Genomic DNA, 23965 nt, shown 5'->3' with positions numbered 1-23965 from the left:
CTTCAAGCAACCCAAGGAGAGCACCATTAGCGCCGACGAATCCGACCGCCGCAAAAAAGCCTACTTCCTCGACACCAGCGTTATTGCCCACGACAGCCATTGCCTGCACGCCTTTGAGGACAACTACGTCGTCATTCCGCTGGTGGTGATCGACGAGCTGGACAAGCTCAAGTCGACCCGCGACGACGCCGTGGCCTACAACGCGCGGGAGGCGATCCGCATCCTCGAGGCGCTCTCCGAGACCGGCAACATGATCCAGGGCATCGATCTGCCCAACGGCGGCAAGATCTTCCTGGCCAACGAGGCCAGCGACTGGACCCAGCTCAACGGCGAGGGGCTGGGGCTCAAGCACACGCCGGACAACGCGATCCTGCGCTACGTCTGTTACTGGCGCGATCGCCACCCCGACCAGCGGCCGATCCTGGTCAGCAAAGACACCAACATGCGGCTCAAGGGCCGCGGGCTTGATTTCGAGGTCCAGAACTACCTCTACGACCGGCTGCTGACCCCGGAGGAGCTAAGCAAGCTCGACGCCGGTCACACCTTGATCGAGGTCAACGACCCCGGAGTGTTCCAGGCGTTCTGCCAGGCGCTGATCCGCACCGATCGCAAGGCCACCCAACCGCCCAACGCCGCACTGCTGGGCGATGCGGTCGAGCCCGACTCGCTTGCCGAGAACCAATGCTGCACGATCCGTCACGATCAGCAGTACGTGCTGGCGATCTACAAACGGCGACGCGACCTTTTCATCAACGTGCCCAAGCCCGACATGACCAGCTGCGCCGGAGACGTCAAACCCAAAAACGACGCTCAGGCGTTCGCCTACTCCCTGGCACTGGATCCGGAGATCAAGCTGCTGGCACTGGACGGCAAGGCCGGCTCGGGCAAGACCTTGATCGCGCTGCTCGCGGGTTACAACCAGCTGGGCGATGGCTACGACCAGATGCGCGTCTACCGCCCGACCACCGAGATCGGCGACAAGCTCGGGTTCCTGCCCGGCGACATCGAAGAGAAGTTCGGCCCCTGGAAAGACCCGATCATCGACAACCTGCGCTTCATGCTGCGCGACGGCGGCCGTCTCAAGTCGGGATTCAAGGACGGCGAACAGATCAAGGGCGACCTGGTGGCCGAGCTGATGGCTCAACAGCAGATCATCATCCAGCCGATCACCTTCCTGCGCGGCCGCTCGATTCCGTTCAGCTACATCATCGTCGACGAGGCCCAAAACCTGACGCCGGTGCAGATCAAGACCGTCATCACCCGCGCTGGCCGGGGCACCAAGGTTGTGATGGTCGGCGACCCCAGTCAGATCGACAACCGCTACCTGGACTCGGTGACCAACGGCCTGGTTTACGCGATCCACCGCTGCCGCAAGACCGGCTGGCCGCACTTCGGCCACGTGCAACTCGAGACCAGCGAACGCTCGGAACTCGCCGACTTCGCCGCCGAGGCGCTTTAATACCTACGATTCGAGATCCGCGCCGTGCTCGCGGCGCATTTGATCGAGCAGCACGTCGATCTGTGCCGGGTCGTAAGCGCAGGTGCGGGTCATAAGGTAGGAGGCCAGTTCCAGCGCGGCCTCGAGCTCGGCCGGGATCACCTTGTCAGCGCCCGCGCGCTTGAGCGCCTCGACGTCGGCCAGATAGCGCGAGCGGACCACGATGTGCAGATCCTCCGAGATCGTGCGCGCGGCGCGTACAGCGTTGATCGCCGCGGTCGGATCGTTGATCGCCACCACCAGGTCGCGGGCCCGCTCCGCGCCCACGCTTTGCAGCACCTCGGAGCTGGTCACGTCGCCGTAGAACGCGGGCTCTCCCGCCTCGGTGGCGCGCAGCACATTCTCGGAGTTGAGGTCGACCACCAGGTTAACGGATTGAGCAGCCGCGCAATGTGCGCGCCAACGCCTCGCCGGTCACACCGTAGCCGGCGATGATCACGTGTTCGCTCCAGCCCTCTTTGCTCGCCTCGCACTCCTGGGCCGGACGCACGTTCATCAGTCTGGTCAGCGCGCCGATTTTGCCCGCACCGGCCGCCAGGTGCGGTCCGAACTTCAGCGCAAAGGGCGTGATCAGCATCGAGAGGATCGTCGCCGCCAGCAGGTCGGAGCCCAGGCTGCGCGGCAGCAATTCAGTGCCCTGGGCCGCGCGGCTGAGCACGAACGAGAACTCGCCGACCTGGCACAATGCAGCGGCCGAGAGCACGCTTACGCGCAACGGCAGCCGCATCAGCGAACCCACGAGAAATACGATCAGCGCCTTTCCAAACACAATGCCCAGCAGCAGCAGGGCGATCCGCGGCAGGCCGTGCATCAACTCGCTGGGCACTATCAGCATCCCGACCGAGACGAAGAACACGCTGGAAAGCACCTCGCGAAACGGGATCAGCTCGGCCAACGCCTGGTGCCGATATTCCGAGCCCGAGACCACCAGTCCGGCGACGAACGCCCCCAGAGCCAGCGAGACCCCGGCCGCCGAGGCGGCCCAGGCCGTGCCGATACAGACCGTGAATACGCTGAGCAGGAACAGCTCGCGCTGCCTGGTGCGCGCCACTGCGCGCAACAACCGCGGCACCACCAGGCGCGCGGCGGTCAGCACTCCGGCGAGCAGGGCCGCGGATTTGAACAGGGTCCACAGCAGCCCCGCGGTCCCGGACCCCGATCCGGCCAGCAGCGGGATCAACATCATCATCGGGACAACGCTCAAGTCCTGGAAGACCAGAATTCCGAGGGTCAGTCGCCCGTGGGGCGCATCGAGCTCGCCGCGCGCCTCGAGCCCGCGCAGCACGATCGCCGTACTTGAAACCGCAATCACGAACCCGAGGAATACGGCGCTGCCCCAGCTCAATCCGAACAACCGGGCCAGGGCCAGCACCAGACCGACGCTGATCCCCACCTGCAGCGCGCCGCCGATCACGATCGGCCGCCAGATACGCTTGATCCGCTCCAGGGAGAGCTCGAGCCCGATGCCGAACAGCAGCAGCACCACGCCGACCTCGGCCAGCAGCTCGACCTCGTGCGGTTGACGCACCAGGCCCAGGGAGCGCGGGCCGATCAGCATCCCGGCCAGAATGAAACCGGCGATCGAGGGCACTCCGGCGCGGCGCAGCAGTGCGACTACCACCACGGCCACGGCAAAGATCACCACCAGGTCGCGCAGGATCGAAAGCTCGTTCATCGCCCCAATCATACCCGACCGTGGGAACCGCACAATCGGCTCAATCGCATTCTCGATCCTTGAACTGCCCGGCGATTTATTGATAGACATTGGGGCAATGCAAGACAAGGTAAACTCTGAATCGCCGCTGGTAGTCCTGGCCGCGGCTGCGCACCCGGACGATGTGGAGTTTTGCATGGCCGGCACCCTGCTGCGGCTGGGCGAGCTGGGGGCCAAACTGCACATCTGGAACCTGGCCAGCGGCTCGTGCGGCAGCAACGAGCTCGACGTCCAGGCAATCAGAATCCTCCGCCAGCAGGAGGCCGAGCAATCGGCGCGCATCGCCGACGCGCGGCTGCACCCGCCCCTTGTGGATGATTTCGAGCTGATCTACCAGACCGATTTGCTCAGGCGTGTGGCCGCGGTGCTGCGCGGACTGCGGCCGCAGGTCATGCTCATACCCTCGCCCGAGGATTATATGGAGGATCATCAGAACGCCTGCCGGCTGCTGGTCAGCGCGGCCTTTGTCCGCGGCATGCGCAACTTTCAAACCTTCCCGCCGTTGGAACCGATAGACGGCGAGATGACCCTTTATCACGCCATGCCCCACGGGCTGCGCGACGGCCTGCGACGGCCGGTCCGGCCGCAGCTATTTGTCGACACCACGCCGGTGATCGCGCGCAAGCAGCAGATGCTCGAGGCCCACGCCAGCCAACGGCAGTGGCTCGAACGCAGCCAGGGGACCGACTGCTTTATCGAGACGATGCTCGAACAAAGCCGCGAGCTCGGTCGGCTGTCGGGCCGCTTCGAGCACGCCGAGGGCTGGCGCAGACACAACCATCTGGGGTTCTGCGCGGAGCACGCCGACCCGCTGTCCGAGCTGCTCGGGGCATCGTGTGTGCTCGACGAACTGTTCGAACACGACCAACGCCGGGGGGAGCCGTGAGCAGAGCGATCAGCAAACTGTCGCCCGATTGGTGGGACTACACCACCCTGGACAGGCGGCTACTCGACGAGGCGGCCGCGCTACGGGCCGAGGATCTGCCGGACCTTGCCCGGCCCGGATTCGAGATCGCAATCTACGACACGCCCGAGGAGTTCTACCTGGCCGAGGCGCTGGAATACATCCACGCCTGGCAGCAGGCCACACCGCAGCGACCGGCCGGAATCTGCGGCCCGATCGGTCCCACCGAGCAACTACCGCTGGTGGCACAACTGGTCAACAGCCTGGAACTCGATCTGACCCACGCCCACTTCTGGGGCATGGACGAATGGGTTGAAAACGGTCGACCGCTGCCGATCTCCCACCCGCTGTCGTTCGCCCGAGCCGACATGCGGCTGTGCTTCGAGCGCATCCGTCCAAAACTGCGCATGCCAACGGCCAACCTGCACTTTCCAACGGACGACCTGGAGTACTACAGCCGCAGCTTCGACGATGTGCGCTGCGTGGTGATGCAGGGCGGCCAGGGCGAGGTGAAACACTGGGCGTTCAACGACCCGCCGCAGCGCAGGGAGCCCTGGCTCGAGCGGCCGCCGCCGCCCGAGCAATACCGCGAGCTCGGCGCACGGGTGGTCGATTTGCACCCGATGACGATCATCCAAAACGCCCGCACCTCCGGCGGGGGCAACGTATCGCTGGTGCCGACCCAGGCGGCCACGGTGGGACCGCGCGAGACCTGGAAAGCCGAGTGCGTGTCGATCTGGCACGCGGGCATGCACGACAATCCGTTCGGCATGCGGCTGACCACGCTGATGATCAGCCAAAGCATCGTTGACAGCGCGGTGCCGATGTCGCTGCTGGCCGATCATCCCAATGTGCGCTTCAATTTTCTGCGCCCCGCTATCGGCACGGTGGACGTGGAAATGCACTGAGTCTCAATCGGTGAATGGCGTTGAGCGCTATTTTGGCCCTTGACACGCCCGCATTGTTCTATTAAAAAGCCCCCCTATCGCTCTGGGGTCGTCCAACGGTAGGACGCGGGACTCTGACTCCCGTTATCGAGGTTCGAATCCCCGCCCCAGAGCCAAGAGTGCGGTCCCATCGTCTAGGGGTTAGGACGTCGGCCTCTCACGCCGAAAACGGGGGTTCGATTCCCCCTGGGACTACCAGAGAACATCGCCCCCGGCACCGCACCGGGGGCGTTTTTTTATCAGCGCGGGCTATAATGCGCCCTGACCATGCGTAACGCTCCGACGACCGCCATTCCAGCGCCGAGGGCTCGGCCTGCGCACTATCTATTGCGCGGCTTGGGGCTGTTGGTCGTGTTTTTCGCGGCGGTCCTGGGCGCAATGGCTCTGCGCTACCGCTTCAGCGACTCGGCGGCGCTGTTCGAGATCGTGGCCCAGCTTGATCTGTACCACGCGTTGTTCTACGCGCTGCTCCCAACGTTCGCGCTGCTGCTGCTCACGCCGCTGATCGGCCGGGCGTCACGGATGCGCGTGCGGCTGAGCCTCGCGCCGTGCCTGCTGTTGGCCGCGCTGGTCGGCTGGCTACCGTTGCAGGCCGCGCTGTTTACGCGGCCCAGCCACGCGTTCAACGTCTGGACCGTGGCGGCCTCGATCTACCTGGCGCTCAACGTGTTCTGTATCATCTGGCTGCACCTCAACGGGCTGTGCACCGGGCGCATCGCCGATCTGCTGTTCAAGGGCTGGGGCCTGGCCGACCTGCTGGCGCCAACCGCAGTTTGGTCGGCTTATCGGACTTCGGGCAACCGTGCGCTGACCTTGGCGCGGGCGATCCCCGCGTTGCTGGTGACGCTGGTCGGGTTGTTGCCCTGGCTGTTCGCGCCGCAGTCGATCGACAGCGCCACGCGCTTTCACCCGGCGCTGACCCAGCTGCGCGAGCCGCCGTGCTACCAGACCCTGGCCGACCCGCGCGACGGCTCGCTGATCGTCACTACCGACGAGAACCTGCTGCTGCGCCTTGAGCCGCACTGCGGCGACGTGTTGGCCCAGATCGATACCGGGATGCAAACCTTGCAGTCGGTGGCGCTCGATCTTGAGGCCGACCAGCTGCTGGCGTCCAACCCGGCGGTGGGCCGTACTCTGGTCCTGGATCCGCGCAGCTATGCGGTGGAACACGACGCGCAGGTCGTCAACCGGCTGGAGGTCGAGACCAACAAGTGGCGCACAGTTGCCCCGTTGAAACACGGGTTGATCGCCTCGTACAGCATGAACCTGTTTGCGCTGCTCGACGCGGAGGGCTCGCGCATCGCCGCGCTTTACCCCGACGAGGGCACGCCGCACTACACCGGCGGCCACGCCGACGCGCTGTACCTGCCGCAAAACGACGAGCTGCTGGTAACGATCTGGGACGTGGGCAAGCTGATGGTGCTCGACGCTCAGACGCTGGCCGAGAAGCGCTGGCTGCCCACGCCGATCTATCCCGAACGGATGGCCCTGGACCCGCAGACCAACCGGCTGTTGATCACCCTGCCCTTGCCCGGACAGCTGATGCTGGTCGACCTCGAGCGCTTCGAGGAGATCGGCCGCGTCGATGTGTTCCCCGGCGTGCGCGTAATCGCCGTTGATCCGCAAAACCGCCTGCTGCTGCTCGCCGGGTTCTCGCCGGTGATCGAGCTGCGCAACCTGGACGATCTGAGCCTGATCGACCGTATCCACGGGCCGCCCTGGGCGCGCTGGGCGAGCATCGATCCGCAGCGCAACAGCGCCTATATCTGCTCGGGCTGGTTCGGCGTGTTCCGCATCGACCTCGACCGATTGGGGCCCGGATCGCCGAGAGCCAAGCAGCGACGCAACGACGTGTTCTACCCGCTGGTCGGCCGGGTCAGCCGGTTGGTGCAGCGCTTGATCTGGCCCGCCAATAAATCGCCCGAGGGAAGCTGAAGGTGACGGCGCTCTCGGGTTCGAAGCCAAGGCGCGCCTGGCTACACGCTCTGCTCTATCTGCTGCGCTTTGGCGCAGTGGCCGCGTGCCTGACGCTGATCGTGCTCAGTCGGCTGCGCGAGAACTTCCCGCTTGGCCAATCGCGCAACCTGATGGACGTGATTGTACTGCTCGACCTGTTCCGCGCGCTGTTTTACGCCGTGCTGCCCGCCGCGTTGCTGCTGCTGTTCGCACCGCGGATCACAGCGGGACGACGCCCCAGGCTCGAGCTGTTGATCGGTCTGCCGATCTGTCTGACTCTGGCCGTTGTCTCCGGCTGGCTGCCCTACTTCGCCGCAAGGGCCACGCGACCGCTGATTGCACTGCCCGAGGGCGTGCGCGCCGCTTCGTACTACGTGGCGCTCAACGTCTTTGTTGTGCTCTGGCTGCATACCATGGGACGCAGCGGCCTGCGGCTGCGACTGCTCGCCACGCGCGGTCTGGGAGCGGCCGACCTGCTGGCACCGTCCCTGGTCTGGTCAGCCGTCCGCGCCGAACGCGGCCGTCTGCTCGAGCCGTTGCGCGTACTGCCCGCGGTTCTGGTCTGCGCAACTGTCTTCGTGCCCTGGCTGCTGCACCCGCCGTCCATCGAACAGCTCGGCGGCGAGACCTACTACCCGTTGCACCCGGCGCTGCATCAACTGCGTAAACCACCGACGTTCCAGGTCCAGCCGCTGGAGACGCCCGACGCGCTGCTGATCAGCACCGACCAGCGCGAGCTGTATCGGGTGGAGGGCCGTAGCGGCGAGACCCTGGCCGAGCTTTGGACCGAGTTCGAGTTCATGCAGATCCTGGCCTACGACGCGGCCGCGAACGAGCTGCTGTTCATCGAGCCCAGCGCGGGCCAAAGCGTGCGAATCGACTCGCAGAGCATGCGACTCATCGAACGAATCGCGATTGAAAATCCGGTGCCCCAATGGCTGGGCAACAAGTGGCGCACCTACCTCGGGGACGGCAACGATCCGCTGTACAGCTTCAGCCAGATCGGCGGCGTGGCCCTCGACCGTGGCGGCCGCCGAATCTTGGGCAGCTATTTCCACGCCGGATCGACCTCGGGCGAGGTCTACGACGCACAGCGCGGTCTGGTCCACGTGGTGCGCTGGCGACCCGGCGGTCTGGTGGCCCTTGACGCCCGTGACCTAAAGGTGCGGCGCGAGCGGCGCATCCCCAACTTCGCCGAACGGATCAACCTCGAGCCCGGCTCCCATCGGCTCTACGTCTCTTTGCCGCTTTTAGGCGAGGTGCGCGTGTTTGATGCGCGCGACTACAGCCTGATCGCAACTATCGAGACCTTTCCCGGCGTGCGCTTCGTCGGCTTCGACCTCAAGGGACGACGGCTGCTGATCGCCGGCTTCGCTCCGGTGATCGAGCTGCGCGACCTGGACGATTACTCGCTGATCGACCGCGTCACGGCTCCGGCCTGGGCGCGCTGGATCGCGTTCGTCGACAATGACGCGCTGATCACCTCCAACCTCTACGGCCTGTGGCGCATCGACCTGGACCGGCTGGGCAAAGATTCAACCGACGCGGCCTGGCGCCGGTTCGACCCGTTCTATACTTTGCTCAATCGCGGCATCGGGCTGGCTGCACGCCTGATCTGGGGCGACGACCTCGAGCAGGAGCACTCCTGTGATGCACGCTGACGCAAAGGAGTCGACGCGGAGACTCGCTCGCGGTGCGACCTCGCTGGCGTTCTACCTACTGCGTGTCGCCGTTCTACTGTGGGCGCTCTCAGCCCTGGCGCGGCGCGGCATCGCCGCCCAGGAAGATCTGTGGTGGCACGATACCCTGCTGAGCCTGGTATTCCAGCTCGACGTCTACCGCTCGCTGTTCTACGCGCTGCTGCCCGCGGGTCTGGTGCTGCTGTTCGCGCCGAACCTCCGGCGGCTGCAGCCGCCGTCCTGGGTGCTGCTGTTGCTGGCGATCGCCGTGCCCGCTGCCTGCTGCTCGCTGGCCTGGTACGCCCCGGGCTGGACCCGGCCCGGACTGGAGTTGGACCGGATGCCGCGCGGCCCGTTGATCGTGCTGGGCATGAATCTGGCCGGGCTGATCTGGTTCCACGTGGGCAACCGCTGGACCCCGCGGCTGCGGGCGATCGTGGTGCGCGCGGCGCTGTTGGCCGACCTGCTGTTCCCGGTGCTGCTGTGGTCGGCGCATCGCAACGGCCATCCGCGATTGTTCGCCCTGCCCCGCGTACTGCCCGCGGCGCTGCTCTGCGGCCTGCCGTTGGTGCCCTGGCTGGGATCGCCGCTGGAGCAGTACCAGGCCGTGGCCGTGGACCCGGCGCTGGAACGGATCGACGAGGGCGTCTACTACCAAGCGCTGTACGATCCCGTGGGCAACGCCCTGCTGCTGCTTGACGAACACGGCGCACTGGTGCGGCGCAACCTCGACGATGGATCGAGCGTGCGTCGCGAATCCGGCGACCTGCGCGGCGTCCAGGCCGCGGCGCTCGATTACGACTCGCAACGGCTGCTCTACATCTCCACGACCCGGCACAGCGTGGTGCTCGACGCGCGCACCCTCGAACCGCTTCGCATCTCGACGTTTAAGCACAAAGTCGAGGGGACCTATGCGGGCTGCCGCACGCATTACGACGCACAACGCGGCCTGGTCTACTGCTCGTGCGACGGCGCGTCGGTCAGCCTGTGCGCAGACGGCCGGACCCTGATCGCCCAACGCCCCACGCAACTGCAAAGCGACGCGCAGCTCGATCCACTACGCAATGAGACGCACCTGCTGGCCTGGTTTGGACGGCAACGCGTCCTTGCCGCGCTGAGCCTGCCGCGGCTCGATATCCTACGCCAACGCCCGCTGCCGGCGATGGCCGACCGTCTGGCCGTGGATCCCAACGCCGAGCGACTGTTCGTCAGCTTTCCCGTGGCCGGTCGCGTGATGCAGCTGGACCGACGCGACTACCGGACGCTACGCGATTGCGGAGCGTTCATCGGCGTGCGCGCGATGGCGATCGACGCTAAGCGCGGCTGGCTGTTGCTCAGCGGGCTCTCGCCGTTTCTCGAGATCCGCTCGTCCGACGATCTGAGCTTGATCGTCAGGATCGCGGCGCCATATTGGACGCGCTGGATTGAGCTCGATTCCAAACACGACCGGGCGTTCATCACCAGCGCGACACTTGGGGTCTGGAGTCTGGACCTGGCACAGCTCGAACAGCGCGTTGCGCAGCAGGGCCCACCGCTGCCCGACCCGTTCCACAAGCTGGCGGTCGCGCTCGGGGCCGTTATACAGCAGGCGCTCACGGCCGAGGCCAGCCAGCCGGCGCAGCTCAATCCGCGTGATATGCGGATCTATGACGGGCAATGCCCCGAAGGGCCGTGGACCGCGGCAGAGTCAGTCGACGACGATGTAGCTGCGCTGGCGGTAGGTCAGAGCGCTGAGGCTGACCGGGCGCTCCCCTGATCCGTAGACGATGTTGTAGCGCGAGAACATCACGGTCAGGGTCTGCGGGCTGGAGTACAGATCGTCCATCAGTTCGCCGTCCACCTCAATGCTCCCCTGGGAGTCCGGCGCGCGACACTCGATCAGCTTACCGTTGGTGCCGATGTAGGTGCTGATCATCAGCGAGACCTCGTCGGCGTCCCCCGCGCTCCAGGCAAAGGTGGTCGTGTTGTGGGGCAGGCTGCTCAGGCTGTCGAAGTTCGACGGCTGGGTCACGGCGATCATCGCGGGCGCGTCTACGCTCAGGTCGGCCGCCCCGATGCCGCTGCCGCCGGCCACCTGCGCGCGGATCGTATCGCCGGGGTCGAACAGGTCGGAGACGGTGAGGAAGTCGACGTTGGCGCGATAGATGTAGTAGCCCGCATACAGCTCGGGATCGAGGTAGATCGGGCTGACTCTCGCGCCGGTGAGCGTAACTCGGCCCGCGCCTAGAAAGTCGGCGGTCGCGCCGTCTCCCGCGTAGGTATACAGCTTGCAATCACCCTGCTCGTCGTCCGGATCGCCCCAGCCCTCCCACTGCTCAGGATCGTAAAACGAGGCCGAGGCGTAGCAGTAATAGTCCAACGGTTGGTAGTTGTTTGAGCTGTAGCCTTCGCTGACGCTTACGCCGCCCCATGCGTCGGGCTGTTCGTCGTCGTCGTCGTCATCATCTTCGTCGTGGCCATCATCGTCATCGTCGTCGTCGTCAACATCGTCGTCATCATCGTCCGAACCACCGCCTGATCCGCCGCCGACGCACGCTGCCAGCAGGCCAAGGCTGATCAACAGACAAAGCACTATCCACAAGCTGAGGAACGAGGCTCCGCGCATGCTCCAATCATTCGTTTTAGAGGTGTCGCTTAGCCTCATCAACAAATCCACTGTCGCTGAAGTTGTCCACGATTATTTGGTAATAGCGTTTGGACTTTGACTCGTCGCCCGCCTGTTCGTAATTACGACCGAGTATTTCCAACGCCGGGAGGCACTCGTTGCTCGTCCAGTCTTCGCAGTCGGACTTGAGATCCTCGATCACATCGATCGCCTTTTTCAAATCATTGCGGTCGGAGTAGAACTGGGCGAGCAGAATCGTCAGCATCACTTTATTGTAGGTGGACATCTTTTGCTCGAGGGTGTCCTCGAGCAACGTGATCGCATCGTCCAATCGGCCGATCTCGTTGTAGAGGTTGGCAAGATCCTGTGCGATCGACATCGAGACCTCATCGTCCCCCGAGCTGTCGAGCACATCCATGAGCAGCTCGATCGCCTCATCGACGTTGCCGCCGTCGCGCTTGACCTGGGCGAGCTTCCTCACCGCCTCGACCTTGACCATCATGTCCATCTGATCGTCAGAAGCAATTCGCGTGGCCAGCCGGAGCAGTTCGTCGTTCATCGACAGCGTGGTCATGACTCCCATCAGCCGGTTCAGCTGCGGCCCTAGATCGCGGTAATGATCGTCGATCAACTCATTGACGATTTTCTTGACGCGATCGTTCTTATTCATCTCGATCAACAGCTCGCAGATCTCGATCTGGCTGCTGATCCAGCCGTTGGTTTCGTCCTTGTATTTCTCGGCGGTCTGATCGAGCACCTCGAGCGACTTCTTGTTTTCGCCGGCGTCGCGGTGGATCTGCGCGATCTGCGTTCTTAGCTCCAGGTCGGCGGGCGATGTATCATCGGAGATCATCCCGTTGAGCACATCGAGGGCCTCGTCGTATCTGCCCATATTGCGGTAGATCCGGGCCAGGGAGACCTGGATCGAAGAGGTTATGCCCTCGTTGTTTTGCCCGCGGGACTTTTCCTGCGCTTCTTTAAATCGACGCTCGGCGGGCTTGTACATGCCCATTGAAGCCATCAAGTTGCCGTACGAGTAGAGGATCATCGATTGTTCGTTGGGACCGAAATCTTCGCGAAGAGCCCGCTTGTAATAGCCCTCGGCCGCTTCGTTCTCTCCGGCCCGGCGCTCAAGGTCGGCCATTCCCAGGTAGACCCCTAAAAGCTGTTCGCCTTTGGGTTCCCGGTCCAGGGAGCGTTGGTAGTACTCGCGGGCTTTGTCGTAGTTGCCTTTCTGCGCATCCCAGCTCGCCAGCGCCTCGAGCGAGGAAAAAATAGAGTAGTCCGGGGTCAGCTGGTTGGCGATTACCTCTTCCAGGATCTGTCGCGCCTCGTCCTCGCGCCCCTCGTCGAACGCAAGCGAGGCCAGCTGAATCTTGTTCTGGATCAGTTGAACGCTTTGCTCGGGGAAACGCTCGAAGATCTCATCGCGTATTTGGCGTTCGAGGTCGATGCGGCCCTGTTTGTGATAGATCGTCGCCATGCGTTCGTAGGCCTGGAATGCATTGTCGATCTGGATGGCGTTGTCCGCGACAGCGCGGAAGACCAGCAGCGCTTCCTCTTCCCGGCCCAGTTCGTCATAGATCTCGCCGAGTTTGAGTTTGGTGCGCCAGACGATATCGCTCTCCGGATCGACCTGCTCTAAGAACTCGACGATCTGCTGCTCGGCGAGGTCGAGCCGGCCCTGCGAGCTATAGATCTGGATCTTCTTTTCGAGGATGTTGCTATAAAAGCCTTCGGAGCCGTTGTTTCCCCAGGGAACGTTGCTCAACTGCTCCAACGCCATATCATATTCTCTTCGTTCGATGTGGAAATCGACCTTGACCATCCAGGCCTGTTCCTGGATCTCGGGGTTGATCGCCGGGGCATCGAGGATAAACGCGATCTGACGGTTGAGCTCGGCCTCGTCGTTGCGCTTGGCAGCGATCTGCGCCAACCCCAGGTGCGCCGGGTTGGTGTAGTCGGGGATGCCTTCGTACTTGTCGAGGATGATCCGGTACAGCTCGCCGGCCTCCTCGAGGTCGTTCATGTTCAGCTCCTGGTTGGCGACCATGCTGATCTGCTCGTAGTGCCAGAAGTCGGGATTGTTGCGCACCCAACTGCTAGCCGCGATCAGCGCCAGCACCAGCAGCACGAAGCTGATCCGGCCCAGATGGGTCTTGAGCATCCAGCTCAGCGAGCGTTTGACCAGGTGGCGGCTGACCTTGGCTCCGCCCTCGCGCAGCTTCTGTTCCTGCTCGGGCTTGAACCCGCGTGCGTACTTGAAGTTGGCGCCCTTGATCTCACCGCCGGAAATCGAGGAGTCCTGCCAGTCGGTGGCCAGAAACACCGCGCGTTCGAGCTTGCAGTCGCGCAGGGTCGAGTTCTTGAACACCGAACCCGAGAGATCCGAGCGCGTCAGGTCGAGCTTGTCAAAGGTGGTCTGCTCGAAACGGCACAGGCTCAGGTCCGACTTGGTCCAGCTCCCCTGCTCCACGCGGCAGTCCACGAAGGTCGTGTCGTTCAGCCGGCAGCGCGACAGCTCCAGCCCAGTTGCATGCAGTTCCTCGAGGCGCACGCGGCCCATCACGAGTTCCGAGAACTTGCCTCCCTCGAGTTCGAGCCCCTTGATCGTCACCTTTTGTATTTGAGCGCCGTCGGCCTTGGGCTGCCGTAGCTTGAGGCCGGAGTACTCGCCTTCCTTGATCGCTACGCCGGACAGCTCGGGCTGGTCCAGCTCGAGGCCCACGGCCTTGACCGCCTCCAGAACGCTGCCGCGCAGGTTGACGTCCTTGCCCTTGGCGCCGGATAGATCGACCTTCTTCAGGCTGCTGCGGCTCAAGTCCACGCCATCGAGTTTGGTGCCTGAAAGGTTGGTCCCGTTGAGCTTGGAACGGCTCAGATCGGCCCCGCTTAGGTCGTATCCGGAAAGGTCCATGCCGCTGAGCTTGGCCTTAGACAGATTCTGGCCCGAAAGATCTTTGGTCTTCTGAGCGCTGCGGATAATTTCATCTATCTGGGACATGCGACGACCTCGTTATGCAAAAGTTTGAGCCCGTGTTATCGACCACCAGGTTAGGTCAGTCTATCCAATCGCTACTCCGAGTCAACCGGCCCCAGTAGCGAACGCAGTACGCCGACCAAGGCCCCGCAGGCCGCGGCCGATTGCTGCACAATGGTCGCCGGCACCGCGGCCAGGGTAAAAAATATGCCCTCGGAGCGCAGCATGTGGATCAGCAGCCGCCGGTTGCCCGTAAGAAAGCCGATCAGCAGCAGCAGCATGATCCGCCACCAGATGGCGGGATCGACCAGCAGCAGGCCCAGGGGCCACAACAGCACGGCCAGGCTCAGCAGGCTGGCGATCGCATCCCAGGGCGTGGCCGCACTGCGGTCGAAACGTCGACGACCGGACAAGCGTAGCTGGACCCACATCCGCGAGCGAGAGTAAAAGTTGCGCGCGTTGCGCCAGAAACCGGGGAAGTGGTGGCGCACCTGCAGTCCGGGGTCCATCACGATCGGCCCCACTTGCCACACCCGGTCGCCGAACTCGTAGTCCTCCACATCGGCCCCGAGAAAGCGCTCGTCGAATCCGCCGAGTGCCTCAAACGTCTCGCGGCCGATGGCGCCCAGGTTGGTCTCGAACGAATCGCACAGCATGCGGTCGCCGAACCACAGCTCGGTCAGCCGCGCCTTGTAACGCGGAAACCAGCCGGGATTGAGCGGCTGATGATGGTAGCGCCCGACCAGGGCCGTGGGCGGCCGCGGCACACCGAAGGCTCGGGCAAAGCGTTCGAGCAGGTCCGGCGGGGCCTGGGTGTCGGCGTCGAGAAACAGCAGCAGCTCGCCCTGGGCCACCGCGGCCCCGGCGTTGCGCGCGGCCGCCGGTCCGCCGGGACGCTCGAGGCGCACCACCCGCGCCCCGGCCTGCTCGGCCAGCTCCGATGTGCGATCATCCGAACAGTCGTCAGCCACGATCACCTCACGGTTGCTGTAGGTCTGGGCGGCCAGACTGCTCAGCAGGCCGGGCAGCACCTGTTGCTCGTTGCGCGCCGGAATGATCACCGAAATCATCATCGGCCGCCTCCCTTGATCAGCATCAGCGGCACCCTGGTCCAGGCCCGCGGCGAGTACAGGGCCGAGGGCTGCATAAAGCACGAATGGGTGCAGGCGCAACCGCGGGCGATGCGCTCGCGCTCGCTACGGGCGCGCGGCCCGGCGAGGATCTGTGCCAGGCTTTGTTCGCGCAGGCTGCCCAGCAGCGGACCCGGCTCGCAGAACGAGACCTCAAGCCGCTCGCCGACCACCAACCCCAGGTCCGGCGCCCGGCAGTTGATCCGCGGCGGCCCTCCATCGAGCAGCTCCGTATACTCGTCCCACAGCACGCGCTTGAACGCCGCGCGCAGCGGACCGAGCCCGCGGCGGCCGCGGTAGAGCCCGAACACCAGCTCGCGACACTGGCGCATGCTCTGCGCGCTGGGCGGAGCAATGCCCTCGCCCAAATCCGGGCCGCGATACGGCTCCACATGCGCGTAATCCAGCTGCGGCATATCGCGCCGCATGGCGTTCAACGTCTGATCCAGCGCGCCGGCCGTGCCCTGCATCAGGGTGATCACCGCCTTGAGTTGCAGCCGCGAGTCGGCGCGCAACGGCAGCACGCTGCGGTAGGTTTCGATCAAGCGCTCGTACGATCCGGCACGGCCGCGGATCCGGTCGTGCTGCTCGACGTCGCCGTCCAGCGAGAGGTTGAGCGAGATGCGCCGCCAGGCTCGCTGCTTGAGGATTGCGCTCATCGTCTGCTGCACCTGCCCGGGCTGCCAGCCCGCGGTGGGGATGTCGAGATAACGCGCGCCGCCCTCAGCTCGCACCGCCTCGATCAGTTCAGGCAGATCTTTGCGCACGAACGGCTCCCCGCCCGAGATCGAGAGCTGGCCGATGGGTTTAAGCTCGCGGCCGACCAATCGCGCCTCTTCCACGTTGATCTCAGGACCTTTTAAATTTTGCGGGGCCTGGCGGTTGAAACAATGCACGCAGCGCAACGGGCACTGCTGGGTGACGAACAAAATCAATTGGCGGCCGGGCATACCGATCATCGCCCCTCCCCGCCCAGCGTCTGCGCTGCCTGCCTAAACCACGCCCGGCGCGAGCAATAGACCGGCCCGAGCAGCTCCCAGGGCGCATCGAGTACGCGGCGTGCGCGCCACAGCGAGACTGTTGCGGCCATCAACGCCAGGGGCGCGCCGAGCAGCCGCAACCACAGCGGCCGGAACAGCGGTCCGGGCAGCAGTGGCCGGTTTCGACGCTTCCTGACCAGGACCGAGCCCGCGGCCCAGTCCCGGGCGTGTTGCTGCAACGCCTCGCGGCTGTTGCGCTGAGGCAAGTGCAGCACCCGCGCCGCAGGCTCGAACAGCGGATGGATTCCGGCCTCCAGCGCGCGCAGCAGCAGGTCGAAATCCTCGCCGGTGTTCAGCCGTTGGTCAAAGCCGCTCAGGCGTCGGAACAGACTGCGCGTAATCCCCATGTTCACGCTGCAGATCGAACGCGTGGGGCCGCGCTTCGTCAGGGGGGTCAGGTCGAAGAACGCTGCGAGGTTATCGGCCAACATCCAACGTGTGGCCGCGCCGAACTCTACGGAGCCGCCGCACAGCGGACTGTGCTCAAGGGCCGCGCACAGCGTCGCGGCCCAACCGGGCTGCGGCACGGCGTCGGCGTCGATGAACAGCAGCCTCTCCGCTACGGCCGCGTCCACGCCCATGTTGCGCGCCGAGCCCGCGTTCAACGGCCGGTCGGTATCGATCAGCGTCAGCCGCGGCGTGACCGCCGTGCGCCAGGGATCGAGGCGTCGCGTCCCGCGTTCCATGCCGATCACGATCAGCTCGCCATCGAGTCGCTGCGCCTGCTCCAAGGCCGCGAGCAGCACGCGGTCGATCAGCGGCGCGTCGAGGTGCGGGATCACGATCGAGAAGCGCGGCTCGGCGCTCATCGGTTGCTCCGGACCGGCGGCTCGACACCCGCGGCAAAGCGCCTGGTCACCGAGCAGCGGTCGCACGGCGCGGGCGGCGGCGAGCCGGGATGGGCGAACACGCTGCGCAGGGCCACGAACTTCGGCGAGTTCCAAATTTGGGCGAAGTCGCGCTCGAGCATGTTGCCCCACTGCGCCTGCTCGCCGTAGACGTAGCAGCAGGGGCTGATCGAACCGTCCACGCCGATGATCGCCGAGCGGTAGGGCCACCAGCACGCGCCGTCCACGTTGTCCTTGACGTCGCGACTCGTCGGGTCGTCGCCCGGATCGAGCAGCCAGCGTTGGGCCTGCTCGCCATCGGCCATGTCAAAGGGCAGGTTGGGCGACTCGAAGCTCAATCGATCCGCACCCAGCTCGCGATAACGGCCGATAATCGCCGGCGCCTGGTGCAGATTGTGCCTAAACAGCAGGGTCTGCCACTCGAGCAGCGGACGATCCAGACCCAGCTCGTCGCGGGCTTGGCGCAGTTTGGCCAGCCCGTCCAATGCAGTCTCCAGGCTGCCGCCGGCGCGGTAGTGCTCGTAGACCGCCTGGGTCAGGCCGTCGATCGAGGCCACAATCACGTCGGGCCCGGCGGCCACCAGCTCGCGCGCCCGATCGAGGCTCAGCGGCTGCTGCAAGTTGCTGCTGATCGTCACCGCTAGGTTCATCGAGCGGGCGATGCGCACGATTTCCGGCAACTCCGGGTGCAGCAGCGGCTCACCCCAGCAATAGAGAAACACGTGGAAACTGTGCGCGGCAAAGCGGGCCATGATCCGCTCGGCGTCCTGCAGATCGATGCGTTGCGGCAACGCCTTGTGCAGCCGCGCACCCGTGGCGCACAGCGGACAGTGCAGGTTGCAGTAGTTGGTCACGTCGAGAGTAATCTGCGGCGGCAGCGAGCGCAGCTTGACCCGCCGAGTGCGGAACTCCCACTCGTTAAGCGCCATGTTGGCCAGCCTGCGCGCGGTCATCTTGCGCGCCAGCAGTTCCAGGTAGCCGCGCAGTCGGTTACGACGGCTGCGCGCCACCAGCTCGCGGGCCAGTCGCGCCTGACTCACGCCGCGCCTCCGCGCATCCGCAGCAGGTCCAGTGCGGCGCGTACGCGCAACGCGATCTCTTGCGGCGTGCGCACGGCCAACAAACTGCGCAGCACGTAGCCCGGCCTGAGCACCACCTTGCGGTAGGCCTCGGAGTTGATCCGCGCCAACTGTTCGGGATCGAGCAGCCCGGGATAGGAGGGGGGCGTGAAATCCGGCTGCGGATCAGCGGCCTGCCCGGCCCAGTAATCGCGCTCGATTGTCCCATCGGCCAGCGCCGAGTCGTAGGCCTCGGTGCAGGGCATGGGGATGAAGATCTCGAACAGGTAGTAGTCGGCCTTGAGCGAACGCGCGAACTCGATGGTGCGTTGCGCCGCGTCGAGCCCCTCGCCGGGCAGTCCGAACATGAAGTAGGCCAGCCGACGAATGCCGCGTCGGCGCGCGTGCTCGAACACCCGCCGCGTCTGATCCAGGTCGATTCCCTTCTTGATGTTCTTGAGCACCTGCGGGTCGCCCGACTCCACGCCGAAGTAGATTCGACGGCAGCCCGCGCGGGCCAACACGTCGAGCAGTTCCGCGTCGATGGTGTCCACGCGCGAGCGCAGGTCAAAGCCGATGGGCGCGCCGCGTTGCGCCAGCATCTCGGCCACGGCCAGGGCGCGTTTGCGATCGGCGGTCAGGTTGTCGTCGTAGATGCTGATCTCGCGCGCGCCGATCCGTTTAAGCTCGAGCATCTGCTCAACCACGGCCTCGGCCGAACAGGTGCGCAGTCCATGCGCCAACCGCGGCCGGTCGCAAAACGTGCAGCGGAACGGGCAACCGCGGCTGGTGATCATGCTCAGCACCGGCCGCCCCGCTGCCGGGGCCGAGAAATAGGGCGTCAGCTCGACTCCGGTCCAGTCGGGAAACGGCAGGTCGTCCAGGTTTTCAATCGGCTCGGCGGGCCCTGCGAAAACAACCTCTCCCTCAGCCTGGTACGCCACGCCGCGGATATTGGGCAACGCGCCGCGGGCATGGGCTTCCAACGCCTCGGGAAAGGCATGGTCCGCCTCGCCGCAGAACGCCCAGTCGATCCCCTCCAGCGCCGCTGTCTCTCGCGGATAGATCGTGGGGTGTACGCCGCCGACCGCCACCACCGTGCGCGGCGCGAGGCGTTTAATTGCTCGCGCCAGGGCGATGGTGTTTTTCATGGTGAAGCTGTCCATCGAAATCCCGACCACGTCCGGGCCCGTGGCCGCGACGAGCTGCGCTGCACGCTCGACGCTAAGTCCCAGGGCGTCGGCGTCGAGGTACGCGGCCTGGATCCCCAGGCGCTTTTTAATCCCGGCCCGCAGCGTGAGCAGCCCCAGAGCCGGGAAGCAGCTGAAACGCGTGCCGACCTCCGCGGGCAGAAACAGCGGCCCGTGGTGCAACGGCGGCTGGATCAGCGTTACCTTGCCTGGTTTATTCATCAGCGGTCGCGCACGTACAGCGTCCACCACAGCGTTGCGAACTCGCGGATCACGCGCGTGATGCGCCCAAGGTTGAAGAACTGGCTCTTGCCGTAGGTGCGGAAGTAATGGTGCACCGGCACCTCGGCGATGGCCAGGCCCTGGCGCTCGATCTTCTTGACCAGCTCGACACAGACCGCACCGCCGTTGCAGGTCAGATCAAGCGACTCCAGGGTCCGGCGTTGGAACAGTCGGAAGTCGCAGTCCACGTCGCGCACCCGCAGGCCGAACATCAGTTTGGCTGTGTAGTGGTAGACCCGCCCAAGCAGGATGCGGAACCAGGGATCCGAGCGCGTGATCTTGTAGCCGTTGACCACCGGCGTATCCGGGCCGATGCGTTGCACCAACAGCGGTAGCTCGCGCACGTCGTATTGGCCGTCGCCGTCGGTGTAGAACACGTAGGGCATCCGCGCCTCGGAGAGCAGCCGGGCGATGGTGCGGCCGTAACCCTGGTTGCGCTCGTTGAACAGCACTCGAACCCGGGGATCGTCGGCCGCCAACTCGCCGAGCAGCTCGCGCGAGCCATCAACGCTCTCGTCGTCGACGATCACGATCTCATAGTCCTCAGCCACCTGCTGCGCCACCTTGCCCGCCAGCAGCACCAGCGTACCGATGGTTCCCAGGTCGTTGAGACACGGGAAGCAGATACTGATCCCGGGCAGGCGTTGCTGCTGATCGAGCGTTGATTCAGGCGGTGCCGACATATCTCCTCGTTAAACCCTCGCGAACGATGCGGCTTAGAGTCGTCCAATTTACCGTAAACGCCCTGATATTTGCCAGCTTACGTCATACGGCGGCATACGCTGTCCAAATTTGACAGCCGGTCGGCGCCCGGGTTACAAAACGATGCACTGGCTGATTCGATTTCAAGGAGGTTTTAATGCGTAGCTATTCGCTGACCATCGCCCTAAGCGTGTTGATGGTGCTGGCTTTGGCCCTGGGCGCCACCGCCCAGAACCAGGTTCCGCCCTCCAAGGGCTTTTGGGGCATACAGGAGGGCAAGCTGATTCAGCTGCTCAGGCCGGATGTCGAGGTCAAGGACTACGAGGGCAAGAGCGTCAAGGGCTTCCCCAAGAACACCCAGTTCAAGGTGTTCGACAGCAAGCCGCGCTTCGTGATGTGGGATGACTTCGTCGATCCTGGCAACGGCACGGCCGTGATGCTGGTCTATGAGGGCAAGAAGCTCGTCGACGGTCAGGTGATGCAGACCGATCGCTGGCAGCTGGACATGTACGTGCGCCAGGGCGACGGGATCAGCGTGCAGACCGCGGCGGTGCCCGACCAGCAGAATATGCAGCAGGTCTACTTCGCCTCGCCGCTCAAGCCTGGCTACTACGTGCTGTACTTCGGCGACAGCATGTCCAAGGTCATTCAGGACAAGTACAAGAACAACCTATTCGTGTTCGAGGTCAAGTAATCCTCATCCGTTGATTGAAAAGGGGAACACGGCGTCTTGACGCCGGACACCCTTGGCGTAAAACTTCAAGCTTCCCAGCCCGTGACAGACGTCGATGCCGCGGTGAGAGGTGTCCCCGATGCCCAAAAAAAAGAGTAGGACGTCCAAGGTTAAGACCAAGGCCAAGGCCGCGTCCGACTCGACCCTGCCGCTAAATCTCGAGCAGCGCAGCCGGCAACGCGGCGGTCCGCTGGAACAGATCAAAAGCCTACTGAGCGATCACAAGCAACTGGCGGACGAGCGCACCGACGAGCTGTCGCGAATGATCCTCACCGAGCTGCAGAACATCAACGCCCAACAGGTGCCCGACTCGCTGGTGCTGGGGCTGGCCGACGCGCTGGAGTTGCAGCAGCAGGGGCACGAGCTGGGATTGTCGGACAACGCCCTGACCGTACTTAGGCGGCGCTACCTGCGCCGGGACGAGAACGGCCAAACCATCGAAACCCCGGGCGAGATGTTCCAGCGCGTGGCAACGGCCGTGGCTGCGGCCGAGGCGTCCTGGGGCGGTAAGCGCGAGGTCGAACGCTGGCGCAAGCGCTTCCTGGAACTGATGGTCCAGCGGCAGTTTCTGCCCAACTCGCCCACGCTGATGAACGCCGGCCGCGAAAACGGCCAGCTCTCGGCCTGCTTCGTGCTGCCGGTCGGCGACTCGATGGAGAGCATCTTCGAGGCGGTCAAGAACACCGCGCTAATCCACAAGACCGGCGGCGGCACCGGGTTCTCGTTCAGCCGCATCCGCCCCAAGAACGACCGCGTGGCCAGCACCGCGGGGATCAGCTCCGGACCGCTGAGCTTCATGAGCGTGTTCAACACCGCCACCGAGACGGTCAAGCAAGGCGGCGCACGACGCGGCGCGAACATGGCCGTGCTGCGGGTCGATCACCCGGACATCATCGAGTTCATCACGGCCAAACGCGACCTGGAGACGCTGACCAACTTCAACGTCTCCGTGGCGCTGACCGACGCGTTTTGGAAGGCGCTGGAGCGCGACGGCGAATACGAATTGATCAACCCGCGCAGCAACGAGGCCGCGGGCAAACTGCGGGCACGCACGGTCTTCGAGCTGATCGTCAACATGGCCTGGTCCAGCGGCGAGCCGGGGCTGGTGTTCATCGACCGCATCAACCAGTTCAATCCCACGCCGCAGGTCGGGCTGATCGAGAGCACCAACCCCTGCGGCGAGCAGCCGCTGTTGCCCTATGAGGCGTGCAACCTGGGCTCGATCAACCTCGCGCAATTCGCCTCGGGCGCGCAGGTCGATATGGAGCGCCTGGGCCAGGTGGTGCGCGACGCGGTGCGCTTCCTCGACGACGTGATCGAGGTCAACTGCTATCCACTCGAGCAAATCCGCGAGACTACCTTGGCCAACCGCAAGATCGGCCTGGGCGTGATGGGATTCGCCGACCTGTTGATCAAGCTGGGCATCCCCTACGACTCGACGCGGGCGCTCAAGCTCGGCGAAAAAATTGCCGCCTTCATCCGCAAGCAGGCGCGCGAAGCAGGCGCCGAACTCGCGGAGCAGCGCGGCAAGTTCCCCAACTGGGAGAAATCGGTCTTTAAAAAACAGAACCTGCCTCAGCGCAACGCCACGCTGACCACCATCGCGCCCACGGGCACGATCAGCATCATCGCCGGCTGCTCGTCGGGGATCGAGCCGCTGTTCGCGGTCAGCTACTTTCGCAAGGTGCTCGACGGCGACGAGCTGGCCGAGGTGCATCCGGAATTTCTGCGGATCGCTCGGGAGCAGGGGTTCGCGTCCAAGCGGCTGCTGGACAAGCTGGCGAGCAGCGGCTCGCTGGCCAAGGTGCCCGGCGTGCCCGACGATTTGCGACGGCTGTTCGTCACGGCCCACGAGGTCAAGCCCGAGTGGCACGTGAAGATGCAGGCCGCATTCCAAAAGCACGTGGACAACGCGGTGAGCAAGACCGTCAACCTGCCGCAAAACGCCAAACCCGAGGACGTGGCCCAGGTCTACCGCCTGGCGCACAAGCTCGGGTGCAAGGGCTGCACGGTCTACCGCTACGGCAGCCGCGAGAGCGTGCTCAACATCGGCGCGCCGGGGACCAAATCCGAAAAGCCCGCGCAACCGCTCGGCGCACGTTCCCGTCAGCCGCGCTCGCGCTCCATACCGCGCGAGCGGGACAAGGTGCTGCGCGGCTACACCGAGCTGTACGACACTGGTTGCGGCAAGCTCTACGTTACGGTCAACCGCGACATCGAGGGGCTCTCCGAGGTCTTCACCTCCACCGGAAGGCGCGGCGGATGCCCCAGCCAATCCGAGGCGATCAGCCGTTTGGTGAGTTTGGCCCTGCGTTGCGGCGTGAATCCCGAGGCGATCGTCGATCAGCTCAAGGGAATCCGTTGCTACACAGTAGTGCGCCGCGCCTCGAAAAACGGGCCCGAAGAGGCCAACGGCTCACGCCTGATGAGCTGTCCGGCGGCCATCAGCCAGGCGTTGGTCAAGGTGCTCAACGCCTCCGAGGTCGATGCGCCGGGCGAGTCCGGATCGTCCCCTTTGACGGACGAACGCCAACGGCACCAGTCACTGTCAGCCGGGGTCTGCCCTGATTGCGGCGGATTGCTGGCCGGGGACGGCGGGTGCGTGATCTGCCCGGCCTGCGGCTTCTCGCGCTGCGGCTGAGCCCCCCCCCCCCCCCCCCCCCCTCCCCCCCCCCCCCCCCCCGTGCGTGGCGGCGGGG

18 protein-coding genes and 2 tRNA genes are annotated in these 23965 nt (G+C 64.8%); 10 read left to right on the top strand and 10 right to left on the bottom strand.

The genetic code is table 11. From position 1 onward, the window contains the following. The first annotated feature begins 25 nt into the window (after positions 1 to 25). Positions 26 to 1459: a PhoH family protein gene (locus P9M14_03845; protein MDP8254858.1), complete on the top strand. Its 1434-nt coding sequence runs from the start codon at positions 26 to 28 to the stop codon at positions 1457 to 1459. Between the two features lie 3 nt (positions 1460 to 1462). Here P9M14_03845 and P9M14_03840 read toward each other — a convergent pair whose 3' ends face one another. Then, positions 1463 to 1861: an NAD-binding protein gene (locus tag P9M14_03840; protein MDP8254857.1), complete on the bottom strand. Its 399-nt coding sequence runs from the start codon at positions 1859 to 1861 to the stop codon at positions 1463 to 1465. A gap of 4 nt (positions 1862 to 1865) precedes the next feature. Next, on the bottom strand, positions 1866 to 3173 hold the full coding sequence (locus P9M14_03835; protein MDP8254856.1) for a cation:proton antiporter: 1308 nt from the start codon (positions 3171 to 3173) through the stop codon (positions 1866 to 1868). Between the two features lie 97 nt (positions 3174 to 3270). Between P9M14_03835 and P9M14_03830 the strand changes: the two genes are divergently transcribed. From P9M14_03830 to P9M14_03800, 7 genes are all read left to right on the top strand, one after another. Continuing rightward, entirely contained in the window at positions 3271 to 4098 is an 828-nt protein-coding gene (locus P9M14_03830) for a PIG-L family deacetylase (GenBank protein MDP8254855.1), read from the top strand. Next, positions 4095 to 5024 carry a hypothetical protein gene (locus tag P9M14_03825; protein ID MDP8254854.1) on the top strand — a complete coding sequence of 310 codons (930 nt, stop codon included), beginning with the start codon at positions 4095 to 4097 and terminating at the stop codon, positions 5022 to 5024. Before P9M14_03830 ends, P9M14_03825 begins: the two co-directional genes overlap by 4 nt. A gap of 81 nt (positions 5025 to 5105) precedes the next feature. Continuing rightward, positions 5106 to 5179: transfer RNA gene (locus P9M14_03820), tRNA-Gln, on the top strand. 7 nt (positions 5180 to 5186) lie between these two features. Then, a tRNA-Glu gene (locus P9M14_03815) sits at positions 5187 to 5261 on the top strand. A gap of 129 nt (positions 5262 to 5390) precedes the next feature. After that, positions 5391 to 6998 carry a hypothetical protein gene (locus P9M14_03810; protein MDP8254853.1) on the top strand — a complete coding sequence of 536 codons (1608 nt, stop codon included), beginning with the start codon at positions 5391 to 5393 and terminating at the stop codon, positions 6996 to 6998. Between the two features lie 2 nt (positions 6999 to 7000). Further along, on the top strand, positions 7001 to 8680 hold the full coding sequence (locus P9M14_03805) for a hypothetical protein (GenBank protein ID MDP8254852.1): 1680 nt from the start codon (positions 7001 to 7003) through the stop codon (positions 8678 to 8680). Beyond that, positions 8670 to 10454, top strand: coding sequence for a hypothetical protein (locus tag P9M14_03800; GenBank protein MDP8254851.1), 1785 nt, complete (start codon positions 8670 to 8672; stop codon positions 10452 to 10454). Before P9M14_03805 ends, P9M14_03800 begins: the two co-directional genes overlap by 11 nt. Here the strand turns inward: P9M14_03800 and P9M14_03795 are convergent. The 8 genes from P9M14_03795 to P9M14_03760 all read right to left on the bottom strand — a co-directional run bounded on the left by P9M14_03795 (position 10386) and on the right by P9M14_03760 (position 20514). Further along, the gene (locus P9M14_03795) at positions 10386 to 11342 is read right to left on the bottom strand and encodes a hypothetical protein (GenBank protein ID MDP8254850.1); all 957 of its coding nucleotides are present in this window, start codon (positions 11340 to 11342) and stop codon (positions 10386 to 10388) included. The genes P9M14_03800 and P9M14_03795 overlap by 69 nt on opposite strands. Beyond that, positions 11320 to 14307 carry a tetratricopeptide repeat protein gene (locus P9M14_03790; GenBank protein MDP8254849.1) on the bottom strand — a complete coding sequence of 996 codons (2988 nt, stop codon included), beginning with the start codon at positions 14305 to 14307 and terminating at the stop codon, positions 11320 to 11322. Before P9M14_03790 ends, P9M14_03795 begins: the two co-directional genes overlap by 23 nt. A gap of 71 nt (positions 14308 to 14378) precedes the next feature. Continuing rightward, a complete protein-coding gene (locus tag P9M14_03785) occupies positions 14379 to 15356 on the bottom strand; it encodes a glycosyltransferase (protein MDP8254848.1) in 978 nt (325 codons plus the stop codon). Then, on the bottom strand, positions 15353 to 16372 hold the full coding sequence (locus P9M14_03780; GenBank protein MDP8254847.1) for a radical SAM protein: 1020 nt from the start codon (positions 16370 to 16372) through the stop codon (positions 15353 to 15355). Before P9M14_03780 ends, P9M14_03785 begins: the two co-directional genes overlap by 4 nt. Continuing rightward, the gene (locus P9M14_03775) at positions 16369 to 17262 is read right to left on the bottom strand and encodes a glycosyltransferase (GenBank protein ID MDP8254846.1); all 894 of its coding nucleotides are present in this window, start codon (positions 17260 to 17262) and stop codon (positions 16369 to 16371) included. Before P9M14_03775 ends, P9M14_03780 begins: the two co-directional genes overlap by 4 nt. Then, the gene (locus P9M14_03770) at positions 17259 to 18341 is read right to left on the bottom strand and encodes a radical SAM protein (GenBank protein ID MDP8254845.1); all 1083 of its coding nucleotides are present in this window, start codon (positions 18339 to 18341) and stop codon (positions 17259 to 17261) included. The genes P9M14_03775 and P9M14_03770 overlap by 4 nt, the downstream gene beginning before the upstream one ends. After that, positions 18338 to 19771, bottom strand: a complete 1434-nt coding sequence (locus P9M14_03765; GenBank protein ID MDP8254844.1) for a radical SAM protein — start codon at positions 19769 to 19771, stop codon at positions 18338 to 18340. The genes P9M14_03770 and P9M14_03765 overlap by 4 nt, the downstream gene beginning before the upstream one ends. Continuing rightward, the gene (locus P9M14_03760; protein MDP8254843.1) at positions 19771 to 20514 is read right to left on the bottom strand and encodes a glycosyltransferase family 2 protein; all 744 of its coding nucleotides are present in this window, start codon (positions 20512 to 20514) and stop codon (positions 19771 to 19773) included. Before P9M14_03760 ends, P9M14_03765 begins: the two co-directional genes overlap by 1 nt. Before the next feature lie 176 nt (positions 20515 to 20690). Here P9M14_03760 and P9M14_03755 point away from each other — a divergent pair, with 176 nt between their 5' ends. Together P9M14_03755 and P9M14_03750 are read left to right on the top strand one after the other, a co-directional pair. Further along, complete coding sequence (locus P9M14_03755) at positions 20691 to 21227, top strand: hypothetical protein (protein MDP8254842.1); 537 nt, start codon at positions 20691 to 20693, stop codon at positions 21225 to 21227. A 118-nt stretch (positions 21228 to 21345) separates the two neighbouring features. After that, complete coding sequence (locus P9M14_03750) at positions 21346 to 23907, top strand: vitamin B12-dependent ribonucleotide reductase (protein MDP8254841.1); 2562 nt, start codon at positions 21346 to 21348, stop codon at positions 23905 to 23907. The last annotated feature ends 58 nt before the right edge of the window (positions 23908 to 23965 follow it).

It is taken from the genome of Candidatus Alcyoniella australis (assembly GCA_030765605.1).
GTDB classification, from domain to species: Bacteria; Lernaellota; Lernaellaia; order JAVCCG01; family Alcyoniellaceae; genus Alcyoniella; species Alcyoniella australis.
The sequence above is the reverse complement of the archived record's forward strand: the minus strand, read 5'-3'. Positions and strand labels throughout refer to the sequence as shown.

Excerpts from the sequence above, each read along its gene's own strand:
- P9M14_03835 (MDP8254856.1), bottom strand. The coding sequence starts at position 3,173 with ATGAACGAGCTTTCGATCCTGCGCGACCTGGTGGTGATCTTTGCCGTG.
- P9M14_03830 (MDP8254855.1), top strand. The coding sequence starts at position 3,271 with ATGCAAGACAAGGTAAACTCTGAATCGCCGCTGGTAGTCCTGGCCGCG.
- P9M14_03800 (MDP8254851.1), top strand. The coding sequence starts at position 8,670 with ATGCACGCTGACGCAAAGGAGTCGACGCGGAGACTCGCTCGCGGTGCG.
- P9M14_03795 (MDP8254850.1), bottom strand. The coding sequence starts at position 11,342 with ATGAGGCTAAGCGACACCTCTAAAACGAATGATTGGAGCATGCGCGGA.
- P9M14_03790 (MDP8254849.1), bottom strand. The coding sequence starts at position 14,307 with ATGTCCCAGATAGATGAAATTATCCGCAGCGCTCAGAAGACCAAAGAT.
- P9M14_03785 (MDP8254848.1), bottom strand. The coding sequence starts at position 15,356 with ATGATGATTTCGGTGATCATTCCGGCGCGCAACGAGCAACAGGTGCTG.
- P9M14_03780 (MDP8254847.1), bottom strand. The coding sequence starts at position 16,372 with ATGATCGGTATGCCCGGCCGCCAATTGATTTTGTTCGTCACCCAGCAG.
- P9M14_03775 (MDP8254846.1), bottom strand. The coding sequence starts at position 17,262 with ATGAGCGCCGAGCCGCGCTTCTCGATCGTGATCCCGCACCTCGACGCG.
- P9M14_03765 (MDP8254844.1), bottom strand. The coding sequence starts at position 19,771 with ATGAATAAACCAGGCAAGGTAACGCTGATCCAGCCGCCGTTGCACCAC.
- P9M14_03760 (MDP8254843.1), bottom strand. The coding sequence starts at position 20,514 with ATGTCGGCACCGCCTGAATCAACGCTCGATCAGCAGCAACGCCTGCCC.
- P9M14_03755 (MDP8254842.1), top strand. The coding sequence starts at position 20,691 with ATGCGTAGCTATTCGCTGACCATCGCCCTAAGCGTGTTGATGGTGCTG.
- P9M14_03750 (MDP8254841.1), top strand. The coding sequence starts at position 21,346 with ATGCCCAAAAAAAAGAGTAGGACGTCCAAGGTTAAGACCAAGGCCAAG.